Raw genomic sequence first — 18,372 nt, 5'->3', positions numbered from 1 at the left:
CCCTAGCCCGACACCACATCCACGCTGTTATTCGGTTCGATATTCACGGTGCCTTCGGCCCGGATATGGTCTTCCAACACATCCCAGATCGGCGGCCCTTCTGTGCCTTCGTTGACGCTGGCCCATCCGGCGACGACGTAATTGCGGCTCGGGTCCACCGGCTCGCCCGTGGCCAGGACGGTCATCTCGGAAATGCGGTTGCCGCTTTCGCCGCGCGGGTCGATCCGGTAGCCCATGCCGCCGATCCGCACCATGTCGCCGCCTTGCTGGTAATAGGGGTCGGGGTTGAAGATGTTCTCGGCCACATCCTCGAAAATCGTCTTCAGCCGCTCGCCGCTCATCTCGGTGCGATAGGCGTTGGGGTAGGACATGGCGGTGACGTTGTAGATGTCCTCGCGGGTGATCTCTTGGCCGGGCAGGATGGCCGCGCCCCACCGGAACCCGGGGCTGAGCGCAATCTCGGCGTCGCGCTGCGAGATCAGCGCATTGCAGATCACATCGTCCCAGGTGCCGTTGAAATTGCCACGGCGGAACAGAAGCGACCCCGAGGTGCCAATCACCTCCGCCATCTCGTCCTCAAACGGCGCGCGGGTTTCGGCGACCAAGGCGGCCATCTCTGGGTCTGGCGCGATCACATCGGAGAAGATCGGGATCAGCCGTGTCTCGAGGCCCATCATCCGGCCATCGCGCACGTCCAGGTCCAGCCGGGTCACAAATTTGCCGTGGCTACCGCTGGCGATCAGGAACGTGTTGCCGACCTGGACCGCTTCGGGCAGGGCATCATGGGTATGCCCGGTCAGGATCACATCGATCCCGGGGATATCGCGGGCGAACTGGCGATCCACGTCGAAGCCGTTATGGGAGAGCAGAACGACCACCTCGGCACCGGCGGCGCGCACCTCATCCACCACCTCAGCGATGCGTTCGCGACGCAGGCCGAAGGAGTATTCCGGGAACATCCAGGATGGGTTGGCGATGGGCATATAAGGGAAGGCCTGACCGATCACCGCGATAGACGTGCCATTCCGTTCAAAGATTTTGTAGTCGTCAAAGACCGGCTCGTCCCATTCCACATCGAAGATATTGGCCCCCAAAAAGGCAGGGTTGAGCGGCCCCTCGACAATCTCGCGCACCCGGTCGGAGCCGAGCGTGAATTCCCAATGTGAGGTCATCGCCTCAACGCCAAGCGCGTTGAACAGGTGTACCATATCGGCGCCATCTGTCCGCAGCGCGGGCAGGGAGCCCTGCCAAGTGTCGCCGCCATCCAGCAGCAAAGCATCGGGCCGCTCCGCCCTGATCGCTTTGACCACGGTGGCGATCCGATCCAGCCCGCCCATCCGGCCATAAGCCTGCGCCATCGAAGCGAAATCATCATAGGTCAGCGCGTAATCCATGGCCGAGCCTTGCTCGATCCCATAGGCGCGGCGGAACTCGGCACCGACCAGATGCGGCGGTTGGCCAAAGGCGTCGCCGACACCAAGGTTGAACTCCGGCTCGCGGAAATAGATCGGCTGCGTCTGGGCGTGGATATCGGTGATGTGGATCAAGGTCACATTGCCGAAATTGGAGGAGCCAATCAGGTCCTCTTGGCTGAGCGCCTGTTGCGCCGAGAGCCGTGACCAATTGCCAAAGCCCGAAGCCCCATAAAGTGCGGTTGTGGCCAGGGCGGCCTGGACAAAGTGTCGGCGGGAGATCATGAAACGGGCCTCGCTTTACATTCTGTTTTGTGAATGTGATTGAACGAACCCACCCCAGCCGAAGCCGGGATGGGCAGGGAGAGAACTAGTTGCGGACCGACGGACCTTCGACCGTCAGACCATTGCCGCGTGTCGCCACATACAGCTCCAGCGCGATGAACTCCGGGCTGCCGGGCGCGAAGGTCTCGGCGCGGGTGTCGCGGATGCAGCCGCGGAACCGGCCATGCACCGAGTTCAGACGCGCGTTGCGCAGACGGTAGGTTGGAAAACCATTGATCTGGCCCTGGCTCAGATGGTCCGCACGAATGTTGTTGCCATAGTTTTGCTCGTGGCAGTTCGCGCAGCTCAGCTCCAGAATGCCGTAGCGGGTATAGTAGATCTCGCGCCCCTGTTCCCAGGTTTCGGCAGCCGGGCCGTCGATGGCGACGTTGATCTCCATCCCCCGACTGACCGACGCGATCAGGGCGGTCATGTTGCGCATCGGGCCACTGTCATAGCCGTAGGGTTCGGCACCCATGCGTTCGGTCAAGCATTCATTGACCTGCATTTCGACCGTCTGCACACCGCCATGCTCTTCATCCCACTGCGGATACGTCGCGCGCACACCGCGCAGCGACTCTGGGTTTTCGTGACAAGAGGCACAGCTATTGCCCTCTGTCCCCATGGCCGTGTTGAAGGTGTCGCGGGCTTGATCGACGAAGATCATACCGGGATTGTCAAAATCATCGGCCTGCATGGCCTGGGTCTCATCGGTGCGGAATACCCACCCCGAATAGATCGTCCGCAACGCGCCATCGAGATGCTCCGGCGCCTCGGTTTCGATCACCATTTCGATTTCGCCGTTGACGACAAGGCTTTCATCGTCGCCGATATCGGCGAGCGACAAGCTTGCAAACCCCAGGGCTGCCACCGCGACCCCGCCCATAAGCCCAAGTTTTTTTGTGTTGATCTTGGCCATGTCCATCCTCCCTCGATGGCCGCGCGTCAGTTGACGGCGATATCAGCGGTTTCCTCGTAGACCGACCCGTCGTCGTCATACCAAGTGAAGGTGAAGGTGCCGCTTTCGGGGACCACAGCTTCGAATTGGAAATACGGGTTGGTCGATACCGAGGGCTCGATCGTGACATCCAGCACCGTCTCGCCGTTAAAGCTGCAAACGAAGCGGTTGATGATCGAGCGCGGGATCAGGTTACCATCTCCATCGCGGCGTTGGCCTGTCTCCATCGGGTGGCTGATCAAGGTCCGGATCGAGATCGTCTCGCCAGCGGAAGCTTCGCGAGGAACCCGAACCCGGGGTGTTACGTTTTCTGCCATTTTTAGTCTCTCCTCGCCCGGCTCAGCCGCCGCAACCGCCAATTGTCACGCGCACATTCTGGCGCGCCATTTGATAGGTGCCGTCCCGCATACGGGCGACGGCGATCACATCTTGCTCACCAGCCAGGCGAATCCGGGTCGAGGCCGCGGAGGAGCCTGAGAGCGGGCCGAAATTGAACGTGGCCACATCCGGGTTCGGATTGCCGGGGGCGAAGACGATGATCGACTCGGCGCCGGGGGCGTCGACTTCAATTGGCACCGTGTTGCCGTTCTCGGCGATCTCGGGCGCGATCAACGTGATCCCATCGGAGCCCATCTCGGCTCCGCCGGTGAAGGCGCTGATGGCGTCATCGACCGCATCGGCCTGAGCCAGACCGGGAAGGGTCGCAAGGGCGAGGGCGGCGGTCAGCGTTGTGCCGACGAACTGCCTACGAGTGAATGTCATGCTCTGATCTCCTTTTCCTGCCCGCCGGTCACTCGGTGAGCAATTGTAGATATGCCACGATGTCTTCGACATCTTGCGCTGTGAGGATTGGGTCCACCGGCCCCTCGGCGGCGCGGCCGGTATAGCCGTTGCCGGGCCGAATGAAGCCATCGGTTCGATAGAAAGACGGCATCATACTGCCCGGGAAGGCGTTCTTGGCGTCGACGATGATCCCGCGCAGCGCTGCGACATCCCATCGATCGCCCGCCCCGTCGAGCGAGGGTCCGACCTCTCCGTGGAACGGAAACTCTTCCAGAGCGGTGATCTGGTGGCAAGCAATGCAATTGCCCAAGCCGCGATCGGTCATCACTTCGACGCCGCGCTCGGGGTCACCGGGCTGACTAGTGAGCGATGCCGCGATATCTCCGTATTCGTTTGTTATGACGTCCGATGGCGCGATCACATCGGCGTTTAGGGTTGTTGCGGCCATAATTAGAGCGGCCGCCAACAGCGAATGGCGCATCACTTTGATTTCCTCCCTTAGACGAGTCGGTCGTCTATGGTATACCGTAGCCAGACCGACCCCCTTCTTGCAACAACACATTTGATTTTTTGCATATGAGGGTCGGGTGCCCTTGTTTTTCGATGCTCAGTTTTCCTGAGACAGTTGTGTTTGCAGCATCCGGGCGTGATAGCGCTGGAAATCTTCCTCGCCGTCGTAGCCCCTGTCCAACACCCAGGTCAGCATGTTGAAGGTTGTCCAGCGCTCAAACGCGCCGGGCATGGTGACCACGGCGGCCTCAGTGGCCGTCAGGTCCTCGGGCACGTCCTCCGGGAAAAACAGGATCGTCGGGGTAAACAGGGTGCGCCAGCGCCGCGCGGCATCGCGCTCGCTCATCATCTCGCCGTCGAAATCAGTCACTTCGGTCGAGCCGTGCATATTGATGCGCACGAAAAAGAAATCCTCGGTCAGCATCTGCTCGATCTCGGGAACGACGAAGACCTCTTCATGCATCTGCGTGCAGTAGATGCAGCCGCGCTGTTCGATGATGATCGCCAGCCGCTGACCATTGGCATTCGCTTCGTCCAGATCTTCGCGCAGATCGCGGAACGTGTCGTTCAGCCAGGGCGCGATATGCAGCCCATCATCTCCGACAGCCTCCGCCTGAACCATGACGGGGCTCACCGCCAGCACCGCCGCCGCAATCATCGCTCGGATCCACATGGCAAACCTCCTCCTGAATTGCCGTCCGGTCGATCCTCACCCCATCGTCCGGAACACCTCGAAATTCTCAATCATCCACTGCCCGATATAGAGCAGCCCATTGGTGGCGATGAGCACGCCGAACAGAATCAAAAACGCCCCCATCGTCTTCTCCACCGCGCCCAGATGGCGGCGGAACCGCCCCATCAGCACCATGAATGGGCCGACGAAGGCGGCAGCGCCAATGAAGGGCAGGGTCATGCCCAGCCCATAGGCCGTCAGCAGCCAAGCCCCTTGGCTCGCGGTATCGGTGCCCGCCGCAGTGAACAGGATCGCGGCCAAGACCGGCCCGACGCAGGGCGTCCAGCCAAAGGCGAAGGCCAAACCGATCAGATAAGCGCCGCCGAGGCTGAGATTGGACATGCTGCCGGTGTCGGCCTGCCACTGCCGGTTCAAAATCCCGATTTTGAACACCCCAAGGAAGTGTAGACCCATGACAATGATCAGTCCCGCCGCAATCCAGCGCAAGATGTCGAACCAATCCCGCAAGACCTGCCCAAAGACGGAGGCGGAGGCGCCAAGCCCCACAAAAACCGTCATGATACCAGCGGCGAAGATGCAGGCGGCAAAGATCGCGCGGGTCCGCACCGCCGCCGTAACCGGCGCGCCATTGGCGACCTGCGCGGCGCTCACACCCCCAAGATAACTGAGGTAAAACGGCACCATTGGCAGGATGCAGGGCGACAGGAAGGACAGAAGCCCGGCTAGAAACGCACCCGTTGTCGTGATATCAAACATGCGTTACCTACGTGACTTCACATTCAAATATTCATATTAGAGATAATATGTCGATCCGGTCAATCATCCCTTTTCTAATTCGTCTGTGCTTTGTCACGGTCGTTCTTGGTGTTGCCGGTGTGGCGGCGCCACGCATCGCCCAGGCCGAGATGACATTGGTGATGGTGGAGGAACCCGGTTGTATGTGGTGTGCCCGTTGGCGCGCGGAGGTCGGGCCGGAGTATCCGATTACACCCGAAGGGCTGGCCGCACCGCTGCACAGGGTCACGATGGGCGCGCCCCAAATCGATGACCTGAGCTTGACCAGCGCGCCGGTCTACACGCCCACCTTTCTCTTGATTGACGAGGGGCAGGAGGTCGGGCGGATCGAAGGCTATCCGGGAGAGGAGTTTTTCTGGTGGCAACTTGGACAACTCTTGGATCGAGCCGATCCTGATTGGGCCACACCGACGATTAATTGATTAAGGGAATAGGACGTTTTTATTGACCTCTCAGCCCCCATATCCCATGTCTCAGCCGGAAAAAGGGACTGCCGATGACTGAGAACACCGACATACGCAGCGCCGTTGCGATGGATCGTGCGATCCCGCCAAGCGGGGAGACTGCGATGTCGACGATTCTGCCTGACCTCGACGCCACGATGGACGAAGCGACGAAGGCCCGGATTCGCGCCAATGCCCAGACCGCGTCGGATTTTCTGAAAGCGATCAGCCATGAGGGCCGTTTGATGATCCTCTGCGCCTTGGCCAATGGCGAGCGGTCGGTCACTGACATCGAGCGGCTCTTGGCCTCACGCCAGGCGGCAGTGTCGCAACAGCTCTCCCGGCTGCGGCTGGAAGGGCTGGTCACGGCCCGCAGAGAGGGCAAACAAATCTTTTATCGTTTGACAGATGATCGGGCGCGCAAGATCATCGAACAAGTCTACGAGTTGTTCTGCACCTAAGATCGTCAGTTGAGAGACCTGCGGTCGGTGCATGGGAGGGAACGTGCTCGACCTTATCTCTGAGGCGCAGCTTGTGCTGCTTATTGGGCTTGTGGGCGGTGTCGTCTTGGGCCTTGCGGCGCGGCTGGGCCAATTCTGCACGCTCGGCATGATCGAAGACGTGCATTATGGCGATGACCGGGGCCGTCTCTGGATGTGGGTGGCGGCGCTGGGCGTTGCTATGCTGGCCAATTTTGGCACGAGCGCCGCGGGCTTAATTGACCTGGGCCAGACGATTTACTTGTCGAACCGGTATTCGGTTTTCGGCGCGATCCTTGGTGGCCTCTTGTTCGGCTATGGCATGGCCCAGGCTGGCAATTGCGGCTATGGGATGCTCGCCCGGCTCGGCGGCGGCGACCTGCGGGCGCTGATGATTGCGCTGGTGATGGGCGTTGCGGCCTATGTGACGATCAGCGGGCTCTTCAGCCCGGTCCGCGCCAGGCTCTTTCCAACCATTCCGGAGCCCGATACGGCAACCGGCTATGCCCATATCCTGTCGGGCACCTTCGGGGTCTCGCCTGCGGCGATCGGGGGCGTGATCGGCGCGGTCTTGATCGTGGCCGCGCTGCGATGGATCGGGCCGAGGGACCGCCTTCTGCGCTTGTTCTGGGGCGCGATGGTGGGCCTCGCGATCAGTTCGGGTTTTGTGGGGACCTATTGGGTCGCCACCCATGGGTTCGAAGCACTGCGGATCGGCTCCCACACCTTTACCGCGCCGATTGGCGATGCCATCCGTTATGTGATGTTCTCTACCGTTCTGGCGCCAAGCTTTGGAATCGGGTCCGTCCTTGGCGTGGTGATGGGTGGCTTTATCGGCAGTGTGATCCGCGACGGGTTCCGCTGGGAAGCCTGCGAAGACCCGCGGGAGTTGAAACGCCAACTGGCGGGCGGCGCGCTCATGGGCGTCGGCGCTGTCCTTGCGGCCGGGTGCAGTGTGGGGCAGGGGCTGTCAGCCCTGTCCCTTCTTTCGATCACGGCCCCACTGGTGGCGGCCTCGATCTGGGTCGGAGCCTGGCTTGGACTTCGCCATTTGATTGTTGGGTTGGTCTCGGCCAATTGAGGCGTGTCAAAAATGTCGCCAACGGATACGACGTCGAAATCCGCAAACGCTCTTTTGATTGAGAGAGCCTGTGGGTGAGCACCATCGGGTCTGTGAGCTTGTTCGACACCTTGTCACAATGGGGCAGTTTTATGCGTTGCATCCGCATGGTTTTGGTTGCTATATCCGCGCCACGTTCTGAGAATGAGACCAAGGAACGGTTTGCCCCTATAGCTCAGCTGGTAGAGCATCTGATTTGTAATCAGAGGGTCCGCGGTTCGAGTCCGTGTGGGGGCACCAATTCATAACCTCGATATCTGCTTCCTAAAATATCTTTATTTCAATGGGTTACCTGCCTTGAGCAACCTCGAAGCTTCGGTCATGGGGCTCTTAATACGACGGCGCGGACACGCTGCCGAGTTCGGGGGCACACGTTTTGCAAGAATAGAGGACCCTTTCGCAGAAACTCATAGCGAGTGTAGCTCGCCACGACTTTTTGCAGTGTGTGACAAGGATATTTGCAGCAGAACTTTTTCTGTCTCTGGGCGATTTGGCGACGCGAATGACTGAAAAGTGCAGATTTCCCCAGTTTCCATTTCGAGCGTCCGTCGCATTTCAGGCCAAGGCGGCAAACAATCCTCTCATACAAGCCGAGTAGTGATGCAGGCGTCAGAAGCGGCCTTTTCACCTCTTCAGTATCTGCCACGCTATTCAGCAGCTTCGGTTTGATCGGTGTTGTCGCCAGCGAACAGGCGATCACCTTTCTGCGTGAAAGACAGCCTTGCGGCCTCAAGGAAGTTCTGGTTGCGCACTTTTGCGTCCCGAACCAGCTCTTTCCATTCCACGACCTCAATGGTGCCTTTGTCGTCACCTTGCAGATATTGAAAACGCCCACGTCCGCTCGGGGAGCGATTCCAGTTTCGAGTGTCGGCTTCGAGATCGCCGACAATGTCGGCGACAACGTAACAATGGAACACAACATCTTCCGACAACTCGACAATAGTGCCGGTGTGCGAGCGCACTTCTCGGTTCTTCAGTTTCTCGATGTATCGATTCATCTGACGGCCGAGAACATAGTTCCCGCTGTAACCGGTGCGTTCAGGTTTTTTGAATTCCACAAGAAGAACCCGTGACAGCTTGTCGTCATGTCCAAGGCCCAAACCATGCACCTTGTCCCAGATCATCAAGTCAACCCGATCCTTGTCACCGTCGACCATAAAATCTTCAATTCGTGCGTCCGAGGCGAAATATTTTGCCGGAGCTAACCGTTCATCCAGAAGCCATAGATCATGCGAGGCGGGAGCCGTGCGGTATGGGTCGTTCCCGACAACCCGCATAGGACAAATCAGTTGGTGGAATGTCCCTTCAAGGTGTGTGTCGAACTTCCCGCTTAGGACCCGGACCTTGCCCAGAAGCGCATCCAGTATCTCTATAATGAACTTCCGCCGTATCACGTATTCCATGAGTTGGCGATTTTCGTCTGCCGATGCGGCGGCTGCCACCTTTCTGATTTCTTCTGATAGGTCAGGCTGGATTCCCTCGTCAGTCATCAAACGATCCAGCACTGCCTGCACCTGTTCTCGCCGATCCTTGTCTGCGCGAATCTTGTGCGGGATGAGCGCCTTTGCGAAGGCCTCATGGTTGTCCGCACTCACGGGCGTCCTTTTCAGAAGCGAAGGCGTGTCTTCGAACCCAAAGCTGGGGTAGTACTCGACGAAATCATCCAACCGTCCAATACGGTAATCCTCGTAGGATGAGACCTCTTCGACCACGATATTTGCTTTGGCCTGATCCACGCATTCTTTTGTAAGGTCGGCGGCGACATCTTCGCCGAAATTGAACTGTGTGCGCTCTTGGTTCACCCGCTCATCCAAGAACGGTCCGGTTACGCAGCAATGAAGTACACTGTCATTGTCCGGGCCGATTTTCTTGACCCCGAGCAAGCCGTCGATCTTTCGGGTCTGTACCGTTCGACCAGACGAAACCAAGTGCATCTGGTGGCTGCCGTCGAGATCGGAACTGGCCTCTTTCTTCATGATGTAACCATCAAGAGTCAGATCGCCGAAAGTGTTCGAGGTGAAGTCAACGCTTTCCCGTTTCTCAACCAACAAATCATTCACCGCTTGCGGAAACGATGCATCGCGGTCTTCGAAGCTCACCGTCATCGCAGGCGCTTTGCCCAACAGAAAGTCTGCGAGGAAATGGGAGGCGAAGTGTTTCTGAATTACCGCAAACTGGACTGGCATGGCCGTTGCGTATGAGTTTGACCTTAGGCCAGTGAGCGTAATCGCCGTCCCGGTCTCGGCGCGTCCAGATATCTCCGATAGCTCCTCGTTGAATATCGGTTCGACGCCCGAAAGACTGAAATCAAAGGTCCGGCGATACAACCTTCCGCCTTCTTCGAATATACTATTGACGTGGATCATGCTGAACGCGTCCAGCCACAGAAGCCTTCCCACGCCTTTGCCACCGCGCGCAATCTTGAATGCTGTGTCTGTGGTGCAAAACGCATTGAAGCGCTCGTCATCGAGCCCAATCCCGTTGTCTGTAACAATGACTTGGTACGTCGCCGAGTTGCGGATGTCTTCGAAAAGAACTTGCAACGACCCGGCCGACTGTGCCTTGTCGCGGAACTTGTCTTGTATCGCGTGCATGCCGTTGCTGACGGCTTCGAACACCGGTTGCAGTGCATCGGCTGTGTTGGAAGGCTTGGGTAGGCGAAGCACTCGGTTTGCTACGTCGCCGATAAGTTGTGTCATGCCGTCCCCCAAATACTAACTGTCCCAGCTTCCTACCACGGTGAATCGCGGCAACGCGAAGGAAATCGCATGCTCACTGAGCGCCCAAAGGTTGATTGCTCATCTTGAAGGGAAGCCACGAGTTCGGACCCCTACGGCCATAAGGGCTGTTTGCAGTAACGTTTGTAGCCGCTCGAAGTGTTTAAGCGGCGTCGGATGCGGCCTGTTCAAGCGAGACCTTGAACGGTACTTCAGGCAAATCTACACATCGGCCCAGTACGTCCTTTTTAAATTCATCAGGTGCCATTGCGAGGTCTCGCGCGGCTCGGTAGCCTTCGATGTAACCGAAGATCGCACCGACGTAAGCCAAAGCTGACATAGGGGAAGACACTCCGGTTTTGTCCATCGGGTTTTTTATGCGGTGGAGTACATCGGCGCAACTCGCTTCGGAAACCCACGCATCCGGTGCCAGGTCTTCAGCGATTGCTTGAGGTGCGGTCAGGGCGAGCGCTAGAGCGGTCGATGCTACCAGTTTCATTAAACCGTGTTCCTTCGATAGTTCAGTCGAATCTAAAGTTCGAGATCAGCAGTTCGGCGCGCTGGCCTCGTCCTTCATTGACCTTGCTGACCGAATAGGTAGTGGAAACCTGACTTAGGTGGAAGGCGTCAAAAATCTCACGGATTTCGGGTACGTCATTAATCGACATCAGGAAGCGGCCTTTGATCCGGCCGAGCTGGTCTGCCATCTGATCAAACTCTTCACGGGCGAACATATCTTTGCCGTAGTCACTCTCGCTGCCCCAATAAGGTGGGTCGAGATAGAACAGAGTAGCTGGGCCATCATAGCGCCAGATGAACTCGGCATAGTCCAGGCATTCGATCACGACACCCGCCATGCGGCTGTGCAAGTCTTCCAGCATGGGTTCTAGCGTGGTCAGGTTGAAGCGGCCCGGCCGATCCTTGCTGACACCAAAGTTGCGGCCTGAGACCTTGCCTCCGAAAGCGGTGCGCTGCAGGTAAAGAAAGCGCGCAGCACGCTCCAGATCGGTTAGGGTGTCTGGATCGGTATCGACCAAGCGTAGAAACTCGGCGCGGGTGGTGAGCTGGAAGCGCAGCACCTCCAGGAATTGCGGATAGTGCCTTTGCAGGATGCGGAACAGATTGCTGACATCGCGGCCGAAATCGTTGATCACTTCCGAGCGCGGCTGCATTGCGCGCCGCAGGAAGATACCACCCATGCCGACGAATGGCTCGGCGTAGGTCTGGTGCTGGACACCATCAAGGATGGCGGTGATCCGCTTCGCAAGATTGCGCTTCCCGCCGAGCCAAGGCGCTACTGGATTGACGGGTTTAACGGGGTGTAAAAGCTCTCTTTTCATAGGGTGTAGAATCGTGCCTCAATGCCGATCCCTTCGAAGGGAGGAGCGGCCATAAGCTTTTGCTGGTCGGCGGGGTCGGATGTGAGAGTTTGGCCCCGTGTTGAGGGGCGTTGGCGCGCCCCTTGACCTCCGTTATTCGACGCTCAATTCGCTCATCCCTTGCCCTTCTCATTGTCGCGCTCGGCATCAAAGCTGGTGGTCAGGGTGTCGGTTAGACGGTGCTGGACACGGGTGATTAGCCATTCGCCGGTCAGCTCAGGCTTGATGCCCTGGAGATCGACCTTGGCCTCGGCCATTAGGTCACCCCAGAAACCACCCAGTTCGATGCTGATCTTGCCGCTGGCCCGGCGTGAACGCGTGAGGGCAGCGTCGGCCGCACTTTGGGCTTCAGCTTCGGTGGGATAGCGATGGCGCAGCGCCAGCTCTGGCTCCCTGTCCCCGGCGGTCGCCCTGCGGGTAACTGCGGTACCGCGCTCGCCCCATTCAGCAGTCACCCGGCCGTATCTCCCGCGCCCGGTGATTTTCCAGGAGCCACCCTTCATTTGAGTGCGGTGAACGACAAAGATGGGCAAATCTGATCCGTCCGCAGCTTTGCCTTCTCCGTGCTTGGTGAAGACTAGGTATTCGCCTGCGGGCTTTGAGACAGCGTCTAGACCCTTGGCCAGCCGGGTCAGGAAGTTGAGATCGCTCTCGGATGTCTGCGCTTGGTACCTGTAAGAATGCGCCTTCAAACTGTCGCTCACCAGCGATTTAAGACCGTGTTCACCGGCGATCTTGCCGACGATGTCCTCGATCGTCACGTCGCGCCAGCTTCGTGTCTTGCGGGCGCGGATACCACTCAGCATATCGGTCGCCTTGGCGCTGATCGTCATGGTGTCCGGCGCGATCTCCCCGCTTGTTTCATCGACAACATAGGTTCCGATCTCGACAAGGTCTCCGACAAAACCGAGAGCGATCTTGAGCTTTGCGCCAGTTTTAGGCAGCGCGACCAGGTAATCGCGATCATCAACCATGATCTCGGCCGTGTCGGACTTCAGCCCGGCCTCATCGATGATGGTCAGGCTCGTAAGGCGGTCCTGAAAGTTGCCGGTGACATCCGTTCCGTCAGCGATGATCTGATAAGCGATGTGCATGGATCACCCCCAGAGCCGGATCGGTTTGCGGACAGTTTGCTCGGGCACGTTGGGCAGCTTGATCAACACGCCCTTTGGCAAGACTGGCCCAAGCGCGGCGAGGCCGGGATTGGCATTATAGACGGCGACCGTCATATCTTCGCGGCCGTAATGAGACTTACAGATGGCATCGACCATGTCGCCATCGATCGTGCGGTAGGTACTCATAGCAGACCTCCGATGAACGAAGCCAAATCGCCAGTATCCGGCCCGTAGCTCTTAAGAGTGAGTGAGAACTCAATCTTGCGTGGCGCGCCGTCGCGTAGGAGATAGCTCTTGCGCTCTTCCACCCGCACAATCACCCAGCGTTTCCAAACCCAACCCAAGCCATCGACCATCATCATCGGTAGGCCATTGCCTGCATTCAGACGCATCAGATCGACCTGGTGCAGTCCCCCCTTGAAGTGCGGATAGATCACGCCCTCGATCGCAACCTCCTGTGCGCCGGGACCGAGATACTGCAACGCCGGTTCGCGGCCGATACGTTCGACCTCGTTCCAGCGATACCCGGCGTTTCGTGAAAACTGTTGGTAAGCCCCGTTCGTCATTCCAAACCGAAAGCTTCCGAGCGCCATCATGACCAGTCCAAGCTGCATCAGTAATCCACCCCGTCGTGCAGATCTGCGCGCCGCGCATCTTCACGCCGTGCCAGACGACGCTCAACCTCGCGGCCAATGTCTTCCGCACTCATGCCCTGCGTCGGATAAATGTTGATCGTGACAGTGTCGCCTTCTCGGGTGATCTGTGGCGCGGGAGCTGGAGCCGACATCACCGGGCGACGATCAAGAGTTTCGACGATCTCGGCATGGGAGGGCATCGCAGCAACCGGCGCGGCAATCGCCGAGGCCGCCATTGCGGCCTTCAGCACACGACCGGGCAGAATGGTGCCCGATACGCCCGGCACGAAAATCTCCGGGCTGCGTTCGCCCACCAGGTAAGGCATGCCCGCACGGACCGGGCCTCCGCGATCGCGTTCACCGTTCGGGTTTGCTTCAGGCGCATCCTCTGCCGCAGTCACCCAGTTCCAGGCATCCTGCATCCAGTCTGGCACGATGCTAGACAACTTCTCTGAGATCGCGGCAACCATCTGCGGCACAAGGGAGGCCATTCCGTCCCATAGCCCCTGCAGCAACTCGACACCGACATCAAATAGGCTGAACTCACGGAACGCTTGAACGATCTCTTCCGGGACGCCCAACAATTCCATGACATAGGCTATCAGACCCTTCATTGCCTCGGTCGCAAGCGTAAACGGATTGAACTCAGCCAAGAGTTTAAACACCCCGTTTAACAGCCCTTCATCAAAGGCCGCTTTGACGGCATCCACCTTCTCGATGACGAAGCTGACGATCTGATCCCAGTTGTCGTAGACGACGTAGGCAAGCGCTGCGACACCGGCGATGATCAGCCCGATCGGATTGGTCAGCATCAGAACGCCGAGGCGGATGAATGCCTTGGATAAGAGGCCAACGCCGCCTAGCAACCACTTGATCGGACCAGTTGCTACCCACGCCAGAACGCGACCAGCGGTGCGGATCGGAGCCATTGGGAACTGCCAGATCAGGCGGAGTGCAAAGAACCACGCATAGAGCCTGGCAACGGTGCTGATCAGCCCTTTGTTCTCTTCAACCCAGCGTGCAACACTACCGACCACCTCACCGAGGGCTTCACCGGCGTTCTGACCCCAGCTCAGCCATTGCTCTTCGGTTGCATCCATCGGACCGAGCAGGTTCGTGAACCATTCCCAAATCTGCTGGGCGTAGTTGATGATGGCGTCAAGCATGGGAGCGGCCGGGCCAAGCGCCTCGCGGAAGGTGCGCCAGAAACCGACAAAGAAAGTCTTCAAACCCTGCCAGTTGTTGTAGATCCAGATGCCCGCCATCGCGACACCGGCCAACAGTGCACCGATCCCGGTAGCGAGAAATGCAAGACGGATCGCAATCAACGCGCCGCGCACCAGCTTCATCGGGTTTAAGAGTGCCAGCAGCGCGCGGCCGAGCTGCGGCAGAAGCACCAGGAGCCAGCTTCCGGCGCGGATAATATGCAAGATTGGTGTCAGTATTGAGAACAGCACCCACCGCAGTGCTATCGAGCCGAGACGGAAGACCAGAAGCCCAGCAGTCAGTTTGAAGATCAAGCCGATCAGTTCTGGGTGTGCCTCGGCCAAGCCCTGGAGAGCTGCGATCGCAGGAATGACAGTCTCAATCAATGCGACGATCTCGGGTAACAGCACTGTGCCGATCGAGATCGCCGCGCTTTCAGCAATGCTTTGCAGTCGCTTCAATGACCCTGCTGTGTTCTCATTGAGTTTTGCGGCCACACGCGCAGCCGAACCTGCCTCGGTCAGGCTATCGGCATAGGATTGCAGCGCACCGCTGCCCGCCTGTTCGAGAAGGATCGTAGCGGCGCTGGCGGCTTCCATGCCGAAGATATCGTTGATCAGCTTGGCTTGCTGGCCAGAGCCGAGGCGCTGAAGGCTCTCATGCACTTCGGCAAGGATTGTGGGCATGTCTCGCAGGTTGCCGCTGGCATCAACGGTCTGTACGCCCAGTTCGGCCATTGCGTCGGCCGCAGGCTTAGGAAGCGCCGCCAGACGCAACATCATGGCCCGGAGCGCGGTGCCCGCCTGGCTGCCCTGGATGCCAGCATCACCAAGCTTGCCCGCCATCGCCGCTGTCTGTTCAAGAGATACGCCAAGCGCAGCCGCATTCGGGGCTACGTATTTCATGGTGTCACCCAGCATGGTGAGATCGGTGTTAGAGGTGGTGAAGGTGTTGGTCAGCACGTCGCCCAGACGGCCCATCTGATCGGCTTCCATGCCGAAGCCACTCAAGACGTTCGAGGCAATATCCGCCGCCTGACCGAGATTGATTGCGCCGGCGCTGGCAAGGTTGAGCATTCCGGGCATTGCCTCAACAGTCTCGTTGACCTCGAAACCTGCCATTGCAAGAAAACGCATCCCCTGGGCGGCTTCCGACGCAGCCCAGGGTGTCGTTGCGCCCAACTCTCGGGCGGTCTCTGTCAGCTTGGCAAGCTCTTCATCATCAGCGCGGGCGACGGCCGCGACCTCGGCCATCGAGCGTTCAAAATCAATCGCTGGCTTTAGCGAGGCGGCCAGCGATCCAGCCAGAGCGGCGACACCGAAAGCTTCGCCCATGAGGGCCGAACGGCGAGCCTGATTTGCGGCCAGTTGCTCATTGGCCCAGGCGACACCGGCGCGACCCGTTTCTTCCGTGACCGCACCGATCCGGCGGAGGGAGTTCGTAACAGCGCGTGCTGGTCCGGTTGCCTGATCCACCAGCTTCAGAATGAGCGCAATGTTCAGGTCGCCAGCGGCCATCTCGTTTCCGTTCCTATCGTTGGTTCAACGGGGAACGTCCCGGGTTGTTCTGAACCTCGAAGCGTTCTCGTGCCTTCTCGCGCCACCGTGCCAACTCTTCGAGGGGCATGCCCCTCATCGCATCAGGCTGCCAGTGGAAGACCGAGGCGATGTCGGCCATCGCGTCTTCCACATCGTCGGGTAGCTTCAGGTATTCGCTTCCAGCGCCTGAAGCTCCGACTTCTTCGCGAAAAAAAGCACTGTCTTCCCGCAGAGCGCCACGAAGTCGGCCGGATCCAGTGCGGCTACCTGAGCCGAGGTCAGCGGGGGTTGAGTGATGCGTGGCAAGAGCTTGATCATGGCGTCGGTGTCCATCTGAAGCACATCCGTCATCTTGAGGCCGCGCAGTTCGCCAGTCTGGGGCTTGCGCAGATCAATGCCGGTCACGTCTTTGCCGTCGATCTTGACGGCAGCGGACAGGGTAACGTCATGTTTCTTCTTGGTCATGGTACAAATCCTGTTTGAGAGGGTGTTTTAACCAGGCGTGAACGGGGATGCGCTAACGCCTGGAGGTTCACTGTAGGCGGTTCAGAAGCCCATCGCGGCGCGCAACTCAGCGAGCTGATCTACACCGCCGATGATCCGCTTGCCTGCCTCGATATCGATCTCGAACAGCTCGTCGCCGTCCTTCAGCATGCGGAAGTAATCGACCTCGAGCGTCAGCTTCAGCGGCATGTCAGACCCGGACTTCAGATCACCGAAGTTGGTCATGGACCAGCGACCACCAAGCGTGCCGACATAGCTGTCGGCCGAGAAGTCATTCTCGCCCATCGCGCCGGGACGCAGGGTCATCCGCTGGCGGGTGCCAAACATCTTGATCAACTCGGGTGGCCATTCAGCGAGGGTCAGCTCGGCCTGCATTGCCTCCATGCCCATATCGACAGCGACAGGGCCGTCCATACCGCCACCACGGTGGCTTGCCGTCTGTATCTTCAGTTCGGGCAGTTTGCCCTCCAGGACGCGACCAGCGTAGCTGACCCCATCGACGAAGGCGTTGAAGTTACGGATTGTGCGCGGGTACTGCATCATGATCAGTCCTCCTTATGCTGCCGCGCCAACTTCGGCGATCAACTCGTCGTAGTAGTCGCCGTTGCGGTGTGCGCGGAAGATCAAGTGCTCAAGCGGTGCGGGTGGTTCAAAGTCGAAGTCGAGGTAGAGTTTCCCGGCCTTCAGAGTGGCTTCTGTGTTCAGCTCGGGATCCAGCCAGCAATTGAAGCCCAAGAGAGCGCCAGTGTTGACCATCTGCTGACCGAACGCCTGAACGCCGTCGCGAATGTCCATGAGGAGTTGCGCCGACATTGGGCGGTCCATCGCCCAGAGATGGGCGCGCTCAATGCTCTCATAGATGATGTCGGCCGTGCGGCGGACAGACAGGAAGGCCCATTGCGCATCAGGGCTGGTGCCCCGGTTGCCCCAGAGCCGGAAGCCGTCGCGGCGGATGATTGTCGCAACTTCGGCCTCATTCATCCGGTTGGCCTCGGTTTCGGTTGAACTGAGGTGGAAGCTGACCGGGCGCGCCGTGCCGGAGATCCCATTGATCACCTGGTTGGACGGCGACCACCAGAAGCCCTTCTCGATGTCGCGCTTGGCGATCAGCCCGGCAACATAGCCAGAGGCCGGTCGGGTCACGTAAGAGGCCGACACGTTGTCAAACACGGTCACGGCGGGATCTACAATGAACAGTCTGTCGGACCCCCAGTTTTGGCGGTCTGCCTTGGCGTCGGTTTCATTGGTGTTTGGGCCATCCGCCACCACCACCGCTCGCAGTTTTTCGGCGACTGCGATCAGGTTGGTGACGACCGGGCTGGCAGGCTCGCCAGGCACGGTTTGGGTGAAGCCGGGTGCAGCGAGGATGCGCGGCGTCAGGTCAAGCTTGGATGCGGATGCCTCAAAGGCCCAGAGGCCGGTGCCTTGGGTGGCATCGCCGACCACTTTAGCCAGCGTCGTGGCAGCATCCGCACCTTCGGCGACACGAACCATCACGACCAAGGAAGCGCCCTGGGCATAGACCGCTTCATAGGCATCCTTCAGAGTGCCCGCGTCACCGAGCAGCGCCGCTTTGCGCGGTCCTTCGATCAGTAGCGGGGTGTCTTCGGGGAACTCGTCGACGTTAGCATTTGGGGCGGTACCCACGAGGCCGATCACCGAGCTTTTGGCGGTGCGAATGGGGCGAATACCATCATCAATCTGGATGACTTCCACCCCGTGGAGAAACTGCTCAGGCATGGGTGCCTCCTTTGGTTGCA

21 protein-coding genes and 1 tRNA gene are annotated in these 18,372 nt (G+C 59.1%); 4 read left to right on the top strand and 18 right to left on the bottom strand.

What is annotated here, in order from left to right; all coding sequences use genetic code 11:
- Positions 1-2 precede the first annotated feature (2 nt).
- From soxB to GTF44_RS12015, 7 genes are all read right to left on the bottom strand, one after another.
- Positions 3-1,697, bottom strand: coding sequence for a thiosulfohydrolase SoxB (gene soxB, locus GTF44_RS12045; protein WP_171558821.1), 1,695 nt, complete (start codon positions 1,695-1,697; stop codon positions 3-5).
- Between the two features lie 85 nt (positions 1,698-1,782).
- A complete protein-coding gene (gene soxA, locus GTF44_RS12040; protein ID WP_171559834.1) occupies positions 1,783-2,622 on the bottom strand; it encodes a sulfur oxidation c-type cytochrome SoxA in 840 nt (279 codons plus the stop codon).
- Positions 2,623-2,681: 59 nt separating this feature from the next.
- Positions 2,682-3,011: a thiosulfate oxidation carrier complex protein SoxZ gene (gene soxZ / locus GTF44_RS12035; protein WP_145208004.1), complete on the bottom strand. Its 330-nt coding sequence runs from the start codon at positions 3,009-3,011 to the stop codon at positions 2,682-2,684.
- 22 nt (positions 3,012-3,033) lie between these two features.
- On the bottom strand, positions 3,034-3,456 hold the full coding sequence (gene soxY, locus GTF44_RS12030; protein WP_171558823.1) for a thiosulfate oxidation carrier protein SoxY: 423 nt from the start codon (positions 3,454-3,456) through the stop codon (positions 3,034-3,036).
- Between the two features lie 28 nt (positions 3,457-3,484).
- Positions 3,485-3,958 (bottom strand): sulfur oxidation c-type cytochrome SoxX, encoded by a 474-nt coding sequence (soxX, locus tag GTF44_RS12025; RefSeq protein WP_171558824.1) that lies wholly within the window; start codon positions 3,956-3,958, stop codon positions 3,485-3,487.
- A 126-nt stretch (positions 3,959-4,084) separates the two neighbouring features.
- On the bottom strand, positions 4,085-4,645 hold the full coding sequence (locus GTF44_RS12020; RefSeq protein WP_171559836.1) for a thioredoxin family protein: 561 nt from the start codon (positions 4,643-4,645) through the stop codon (positions 4,085-4,087).
- A 51-nt stretch (positions 4,646-4,696) separates the two neighbouring features.
- Entirely contained in the window at positions 4,697-5,437 is a 741-nt protein-coding gene (locus GTF44_RS12015) for a cytochrome c biogenesis CcdA family protein (protein WP_171558826.1), read from the bottom strand.
- A 47-nt stretch (positions 5,438-5,484) separates the two neighbouring features.
- On the opposite strand from GTF44_RS12015, the gene GTF44_RS12010 reads away from it, so the two are divergent.
- The 4 genes from GTF44_RS12010 to GTF44_RS11995 all read left to right on the top strand — a co-directional run bounded on the left by GTF44_RS12010 (position 5,485) and on the right by GTF44_RS11995 (position 7,758).
- On the top strand, positions 5,485-5,898 hold the full coding sequence (locus GTF44_RS12010; protein ID WP_253261198.1) for a hypothetical protein: 414 nt from the start codon (positions 5,485-5,487) through the stop codon (positions 5,896-5,898).
- 179 nt (positions 5,899-6,077) lie between these two features.
- The gene (locus GTF44_RS12005; RefSeq protein ID WP_253261211.1) at positions 6,078-6,380 is read left to right on the top strand and encodes a metalloregulator ArsR/SmtB family transcription factor; all 303 of its coding nucleotides are present in this window, start codon (positions 6,078-6,080) and stop codon (positions 6,378-6,380) included.
- 43 nt (positions 6,381-6,423) lie between these two features.
- Positions 6,424-7,479 (top strand): YeeE/YedE thiosulfate transporter family protein, encoded by a 1,056-nt coding sequence (locus GTF44_RS12000; RefSeq protein ID WP_171558828.1) that lies wholly within the window; start codon positions 6,424-6,426, stop codon positions 7,477-7,479.
- Between the two features lie 203 nt (positions 7,480-7,682).
- Positions 7,683-7,758 (top strand) — tRNA-Thr (locus GTF44_RS11995).
- A 407-nt stretch (positions 7,759-8,165) separates the two neighbouring features.
- On the opposite strand, the gene GTF44_RS11990 is transcribed toward GTF44_RS11995, so the two are convergent.
- The 11 genes from GTF44_RS11990 to GTF44_RS11940 all read right to left on the bottom strand — a co-directional run bounded on the left by GTF44_RS11990 (position 8,166) and on the right by GTF44_RS11940 (position 18,352).
- A complete protein-coding gene (locus GTF44_RS11990) occupies positions 8,166-10,217 on the bottom strand; it encodes a hypothetical protein (protein WP_171558830.1) in 2,052 nt (683 codons plus the stop codon).
- Positions 10,218-10,398: 181 nt separating this feature from the next.
- Entirely contained in the window at positions 10,399-10,734 is a 336-nt protein-coding gene (locus GTF44_RS11985) for a hypothetical protein (RefSeq protein ID WP_171558832.1), read from the bottom strand.
- A 22-nt stretch (positions 10,735-10,756) separates the two neighbouring features.
- Positions 10,757-11,575: a DNA adenine methylase gene (locus tag GTF44_RS11980; protein WP_171558835.1), complete on the bottom strand. Its 819-nt coding sequence runs from the start codon at positions 11,573-11,575 to the stop codon at positions 10,757-10,759.
- A gap of 152 nt (positions 11,576-11,727) precedes the next feature.
- A complete protein-coding gene (locus GTF44_RS11975; protein WP_171558838.1) occupies positions 11,728-12,708 on the bottom strand; it encodes a contractile injection system protein, VgrG/Pvc8 family in 981 nt (326 codons plus the stop codon).
- Positions 12,709-12,711: 3 nt separating this feature from the next.
- A complete protein-coding gene (locus GTF44_RS11970) occupies positions 12,712-12,915 on the bottom strand; it encodes a tail protein X (RefSeq protein WP_171558841.1) in 204 nt (67 codons plus the stop codon).
- Positions 12,912-13,343, bottom strand: coding sequence for a phage tail protein (locus tag GTF44_RS11965; RefSeq protein WP_253261199.1), 432 nt, complete (start codon positions 13,341-13,343; stop codon positions 12,912-12,914). The genes GTF44_RS11970 and GTF44_RS11965 overlap by 4 nt, the downstream gene beginning before the upstream one ends.
- Positions 13,343-16,087 (bottom strand): phage tail tape measure protein, encoded by a 2,745-nt coding sequence (locus GTF44_RS11960; RefSeq protein ID WP_171558844.1) that lies wholly within the window; start codon positions 16,085-16,087, stop codon positions 13,343-13,345. Before GTF44_RS11960 ends, GTF44_RS11965 begins: the two co-directional genes overlap by 1 nt.
- A gap of 13 nt (positions 16,088-16,100) precedes the next feature.
- On the bottom strand, positions 16,101-16,247 hold the full coding sequence (locus GTF44_RS11955; RefSeq protein ID WP_171558847.1) for a GpE family phage tail protein: 147 nt from the start codon (positions 16,245-16,247) through the stop codon (positions 16,101-16,103).
- 26 nt (positions 16,248-16,273) lie between these two features.
- Positions 16,274-16,573 (bottom strand): phage tail assembly protein, encoded by a 300-nt coding sequence (locus tag GTF44_RS11950; protein WP_171558849.1) that lies wholly within the window; start codon positions 16,571-16,573, stop codon positions 16,274-16,276.
- A gap of 81 nt (positions 16,574-16,654) precedes the next feature.
- Complete coding sequence (locus tag GTF44_RS11945; RefSeq protein WP_253261200.1) at positions 16,655-17,155, bottom strand: phage major tail tube protein; 501 nt, start codon at positions 17,153-17,155, stop codon at positions 16,655-16,657.
- Positions 17,156-17,167: 12 nt separating this feature from the next.
- Positions 17,168-18,352 (bottom strand): phage tail sheath subtilisin-like domain-containing protein, encoded by a 1,185-nt coding sequence (locus GTF44_RS11940; RefSeq protein ID WP_171558852.1) that lies wholly within the window; start codon positions 18,350-18,352, stop codon positions 17,168-17,170.
- Positions 18,353-18,372: the final 20 nt, after the last annotated feature.

The organism is Roseobacter sp. HKCCD6576-2, assembly GCF_013179285.1.
Taxonomy (GTDB): domain Bacteria; phylum Pseudomonadota; class Alphaproteobacteria; order Rhodobacterales; family Rhodobacteraceae; genus Rhodophyticola; species Rhodophyticola oceani.
Note: the sequence above shows the minus strand (reverse complement) of the source record. Positions and strands in the feature narration are given on the sequence as shown.

What these genes read in the sequence shown, in the direction of transcription:
- GTF44_RS11990 (WP_171558830.1), bottom strand. Translation starts at nt 10,217, where the DNA reads ATGACACAACTTATCGGCGACGTAGCAAACCGAGTGCTTCGCCTACCC.
- soxB (WP_171558821.1), bottom strand. Translation starts at nt 1,697, where the DNA reads ATGATCTCCCGCCGACACTTTGTCCAGGCCGCCCTGGCCACAACCGCA.
- GTF44_RS11985 (WP_171558832.1), bottom strand. Translation starts at nt 10,734, where the DNA reads ATGAAACTGGTAGCATCGACCGCTCTAGCGCTCGCCCTGACCGCACCT.
- GTF44_RS11975 (WP_171558838.1), bottom strand. Translation starts at nt 12,708, where the DNA reads ATGCACATCGCTTATCAGATCATCGCTGACGGAACGGATGTCACCGGC.
- GTF44_RS12015 (WP_171558826.1), bottom strand. Translation starts at nt 5,437, where the DNA reads ATGTTTGATATCACGACAACGGGTGCGTTTCTAGCCGGGCTTCTGTCC.
- soxX (WP_171558824.1), bottom strand. Translation starts at nt 3,958, where the DNA reads ATGCGCCATTCGCTGTTGGCGGCCGCTCTAATTATGGCCGCAACAACC.
- GTF44_RS12020 (WP_171559836.1), bottom strand. Translation starts at nt 4,645, where the DNA reads ATGATTGCGGCGGCGGTGCTGGCGGTGAGCCCCGTCATGGTTCAGGCG.
- GTF44_RS11940 (WP_171558852.1), bottom strand. Translation starts at nt 18,352, where the DNA reads ATGCCTGAGCAGTTTCTCCACGGGGTGGAAGTCATCCAGATTGATGAT.
- soxA (WP_171559834.1), bottom strand. Translation starts at nt 2,622, where the DNA reads ATGGGCGGGGTCGCGGTGGCAGCCCTGGGGTTTGCAAGCTTGTCGCTC.
- GTF44_RS11945 (WP_253261200.1), bottom strand. Translation starts at nt 17,155, where the DNA reads ATGATGCAGTACCCGCGCACAATCCGTAACTTCAACGCCTTCGTCGAT.
- GTF44_RS11970 (WP_171558841.1), bottom strand. Translation starts at nt 12,915, where the DNA reads ATGAGTACCTACCGCACGATCGATGGCGACATGGTCGATGCCATCTGT.
- GTF44_RS11965 (WP_253261199.1), bottom strand. Translation starts at nt 13,343, where the DNA reads ATGCAGCTTGGACTGGTCATGATGGCGCTCGGAAGCTTTCGGTTTGGA.
- GTF44_RS12005 (WP_253261211.1), top strand. Translation starts at nt 6,078, where the DNA reads ATGGACGAAGCGACGAAGGCCCGGATTCGCGCCAATGCCCAGACCGCG.
- GTF44_RS11980 (WP_171558835.1), bottom strand. Translation starts at nt 11,575, where the DNA reads ATGAAAAGAGAGCTTTTACACCCCGTTAAACCCGTCAATCCAGTAGCG.
- GTF44_RS11955 (WP_171558847.1), bottom strand. Translation starts at nt 16,247, where the DNA reads ATGGCCGACATCGCCTCGGTCTTCCACTGGCAGCCTGATGCGATGAGG.
- GTF44_RS12010 (WP_253261198.1), top strand. Translation starts at nt 5,485, where the DNA reads ATGTCGATCCGGTCAATCATCCCTTTTCTAATTCGTCTGTGCTTTGTC.
- soxZ (WP_145208004.1), bottom strand. Translation starts at nt 3,011, where the DNA reads ATGGCAGAAAACGTAACACCCCGGGTTCGGGTTCCTCGCGAAGCTTCC.
- soxY (WP_171558823.1), bottom strand. Translation starts at nt 3,456, where the DNA reads ATGACATTCACTCGTAGGCAGTTCGTCGGCACAACGCTGACCGCCGCC.
- GTF44_RS11960 (WP_171558844.1), bottom strand. Translation starts at nt 16,087, where the DNA reads ATGGCCGCTGGCGACCTGAACATTGCGCTCATTCTGAAGCTGGTGGAT.
- GTF44_RS11950 (WP_171558849.1), bottom strand. Translation starts at nt 16,573, where the DNA reads ATGACCAAGAAGAAACATGACGTTACCCTGTCCGCTGCCGTCAAGATC.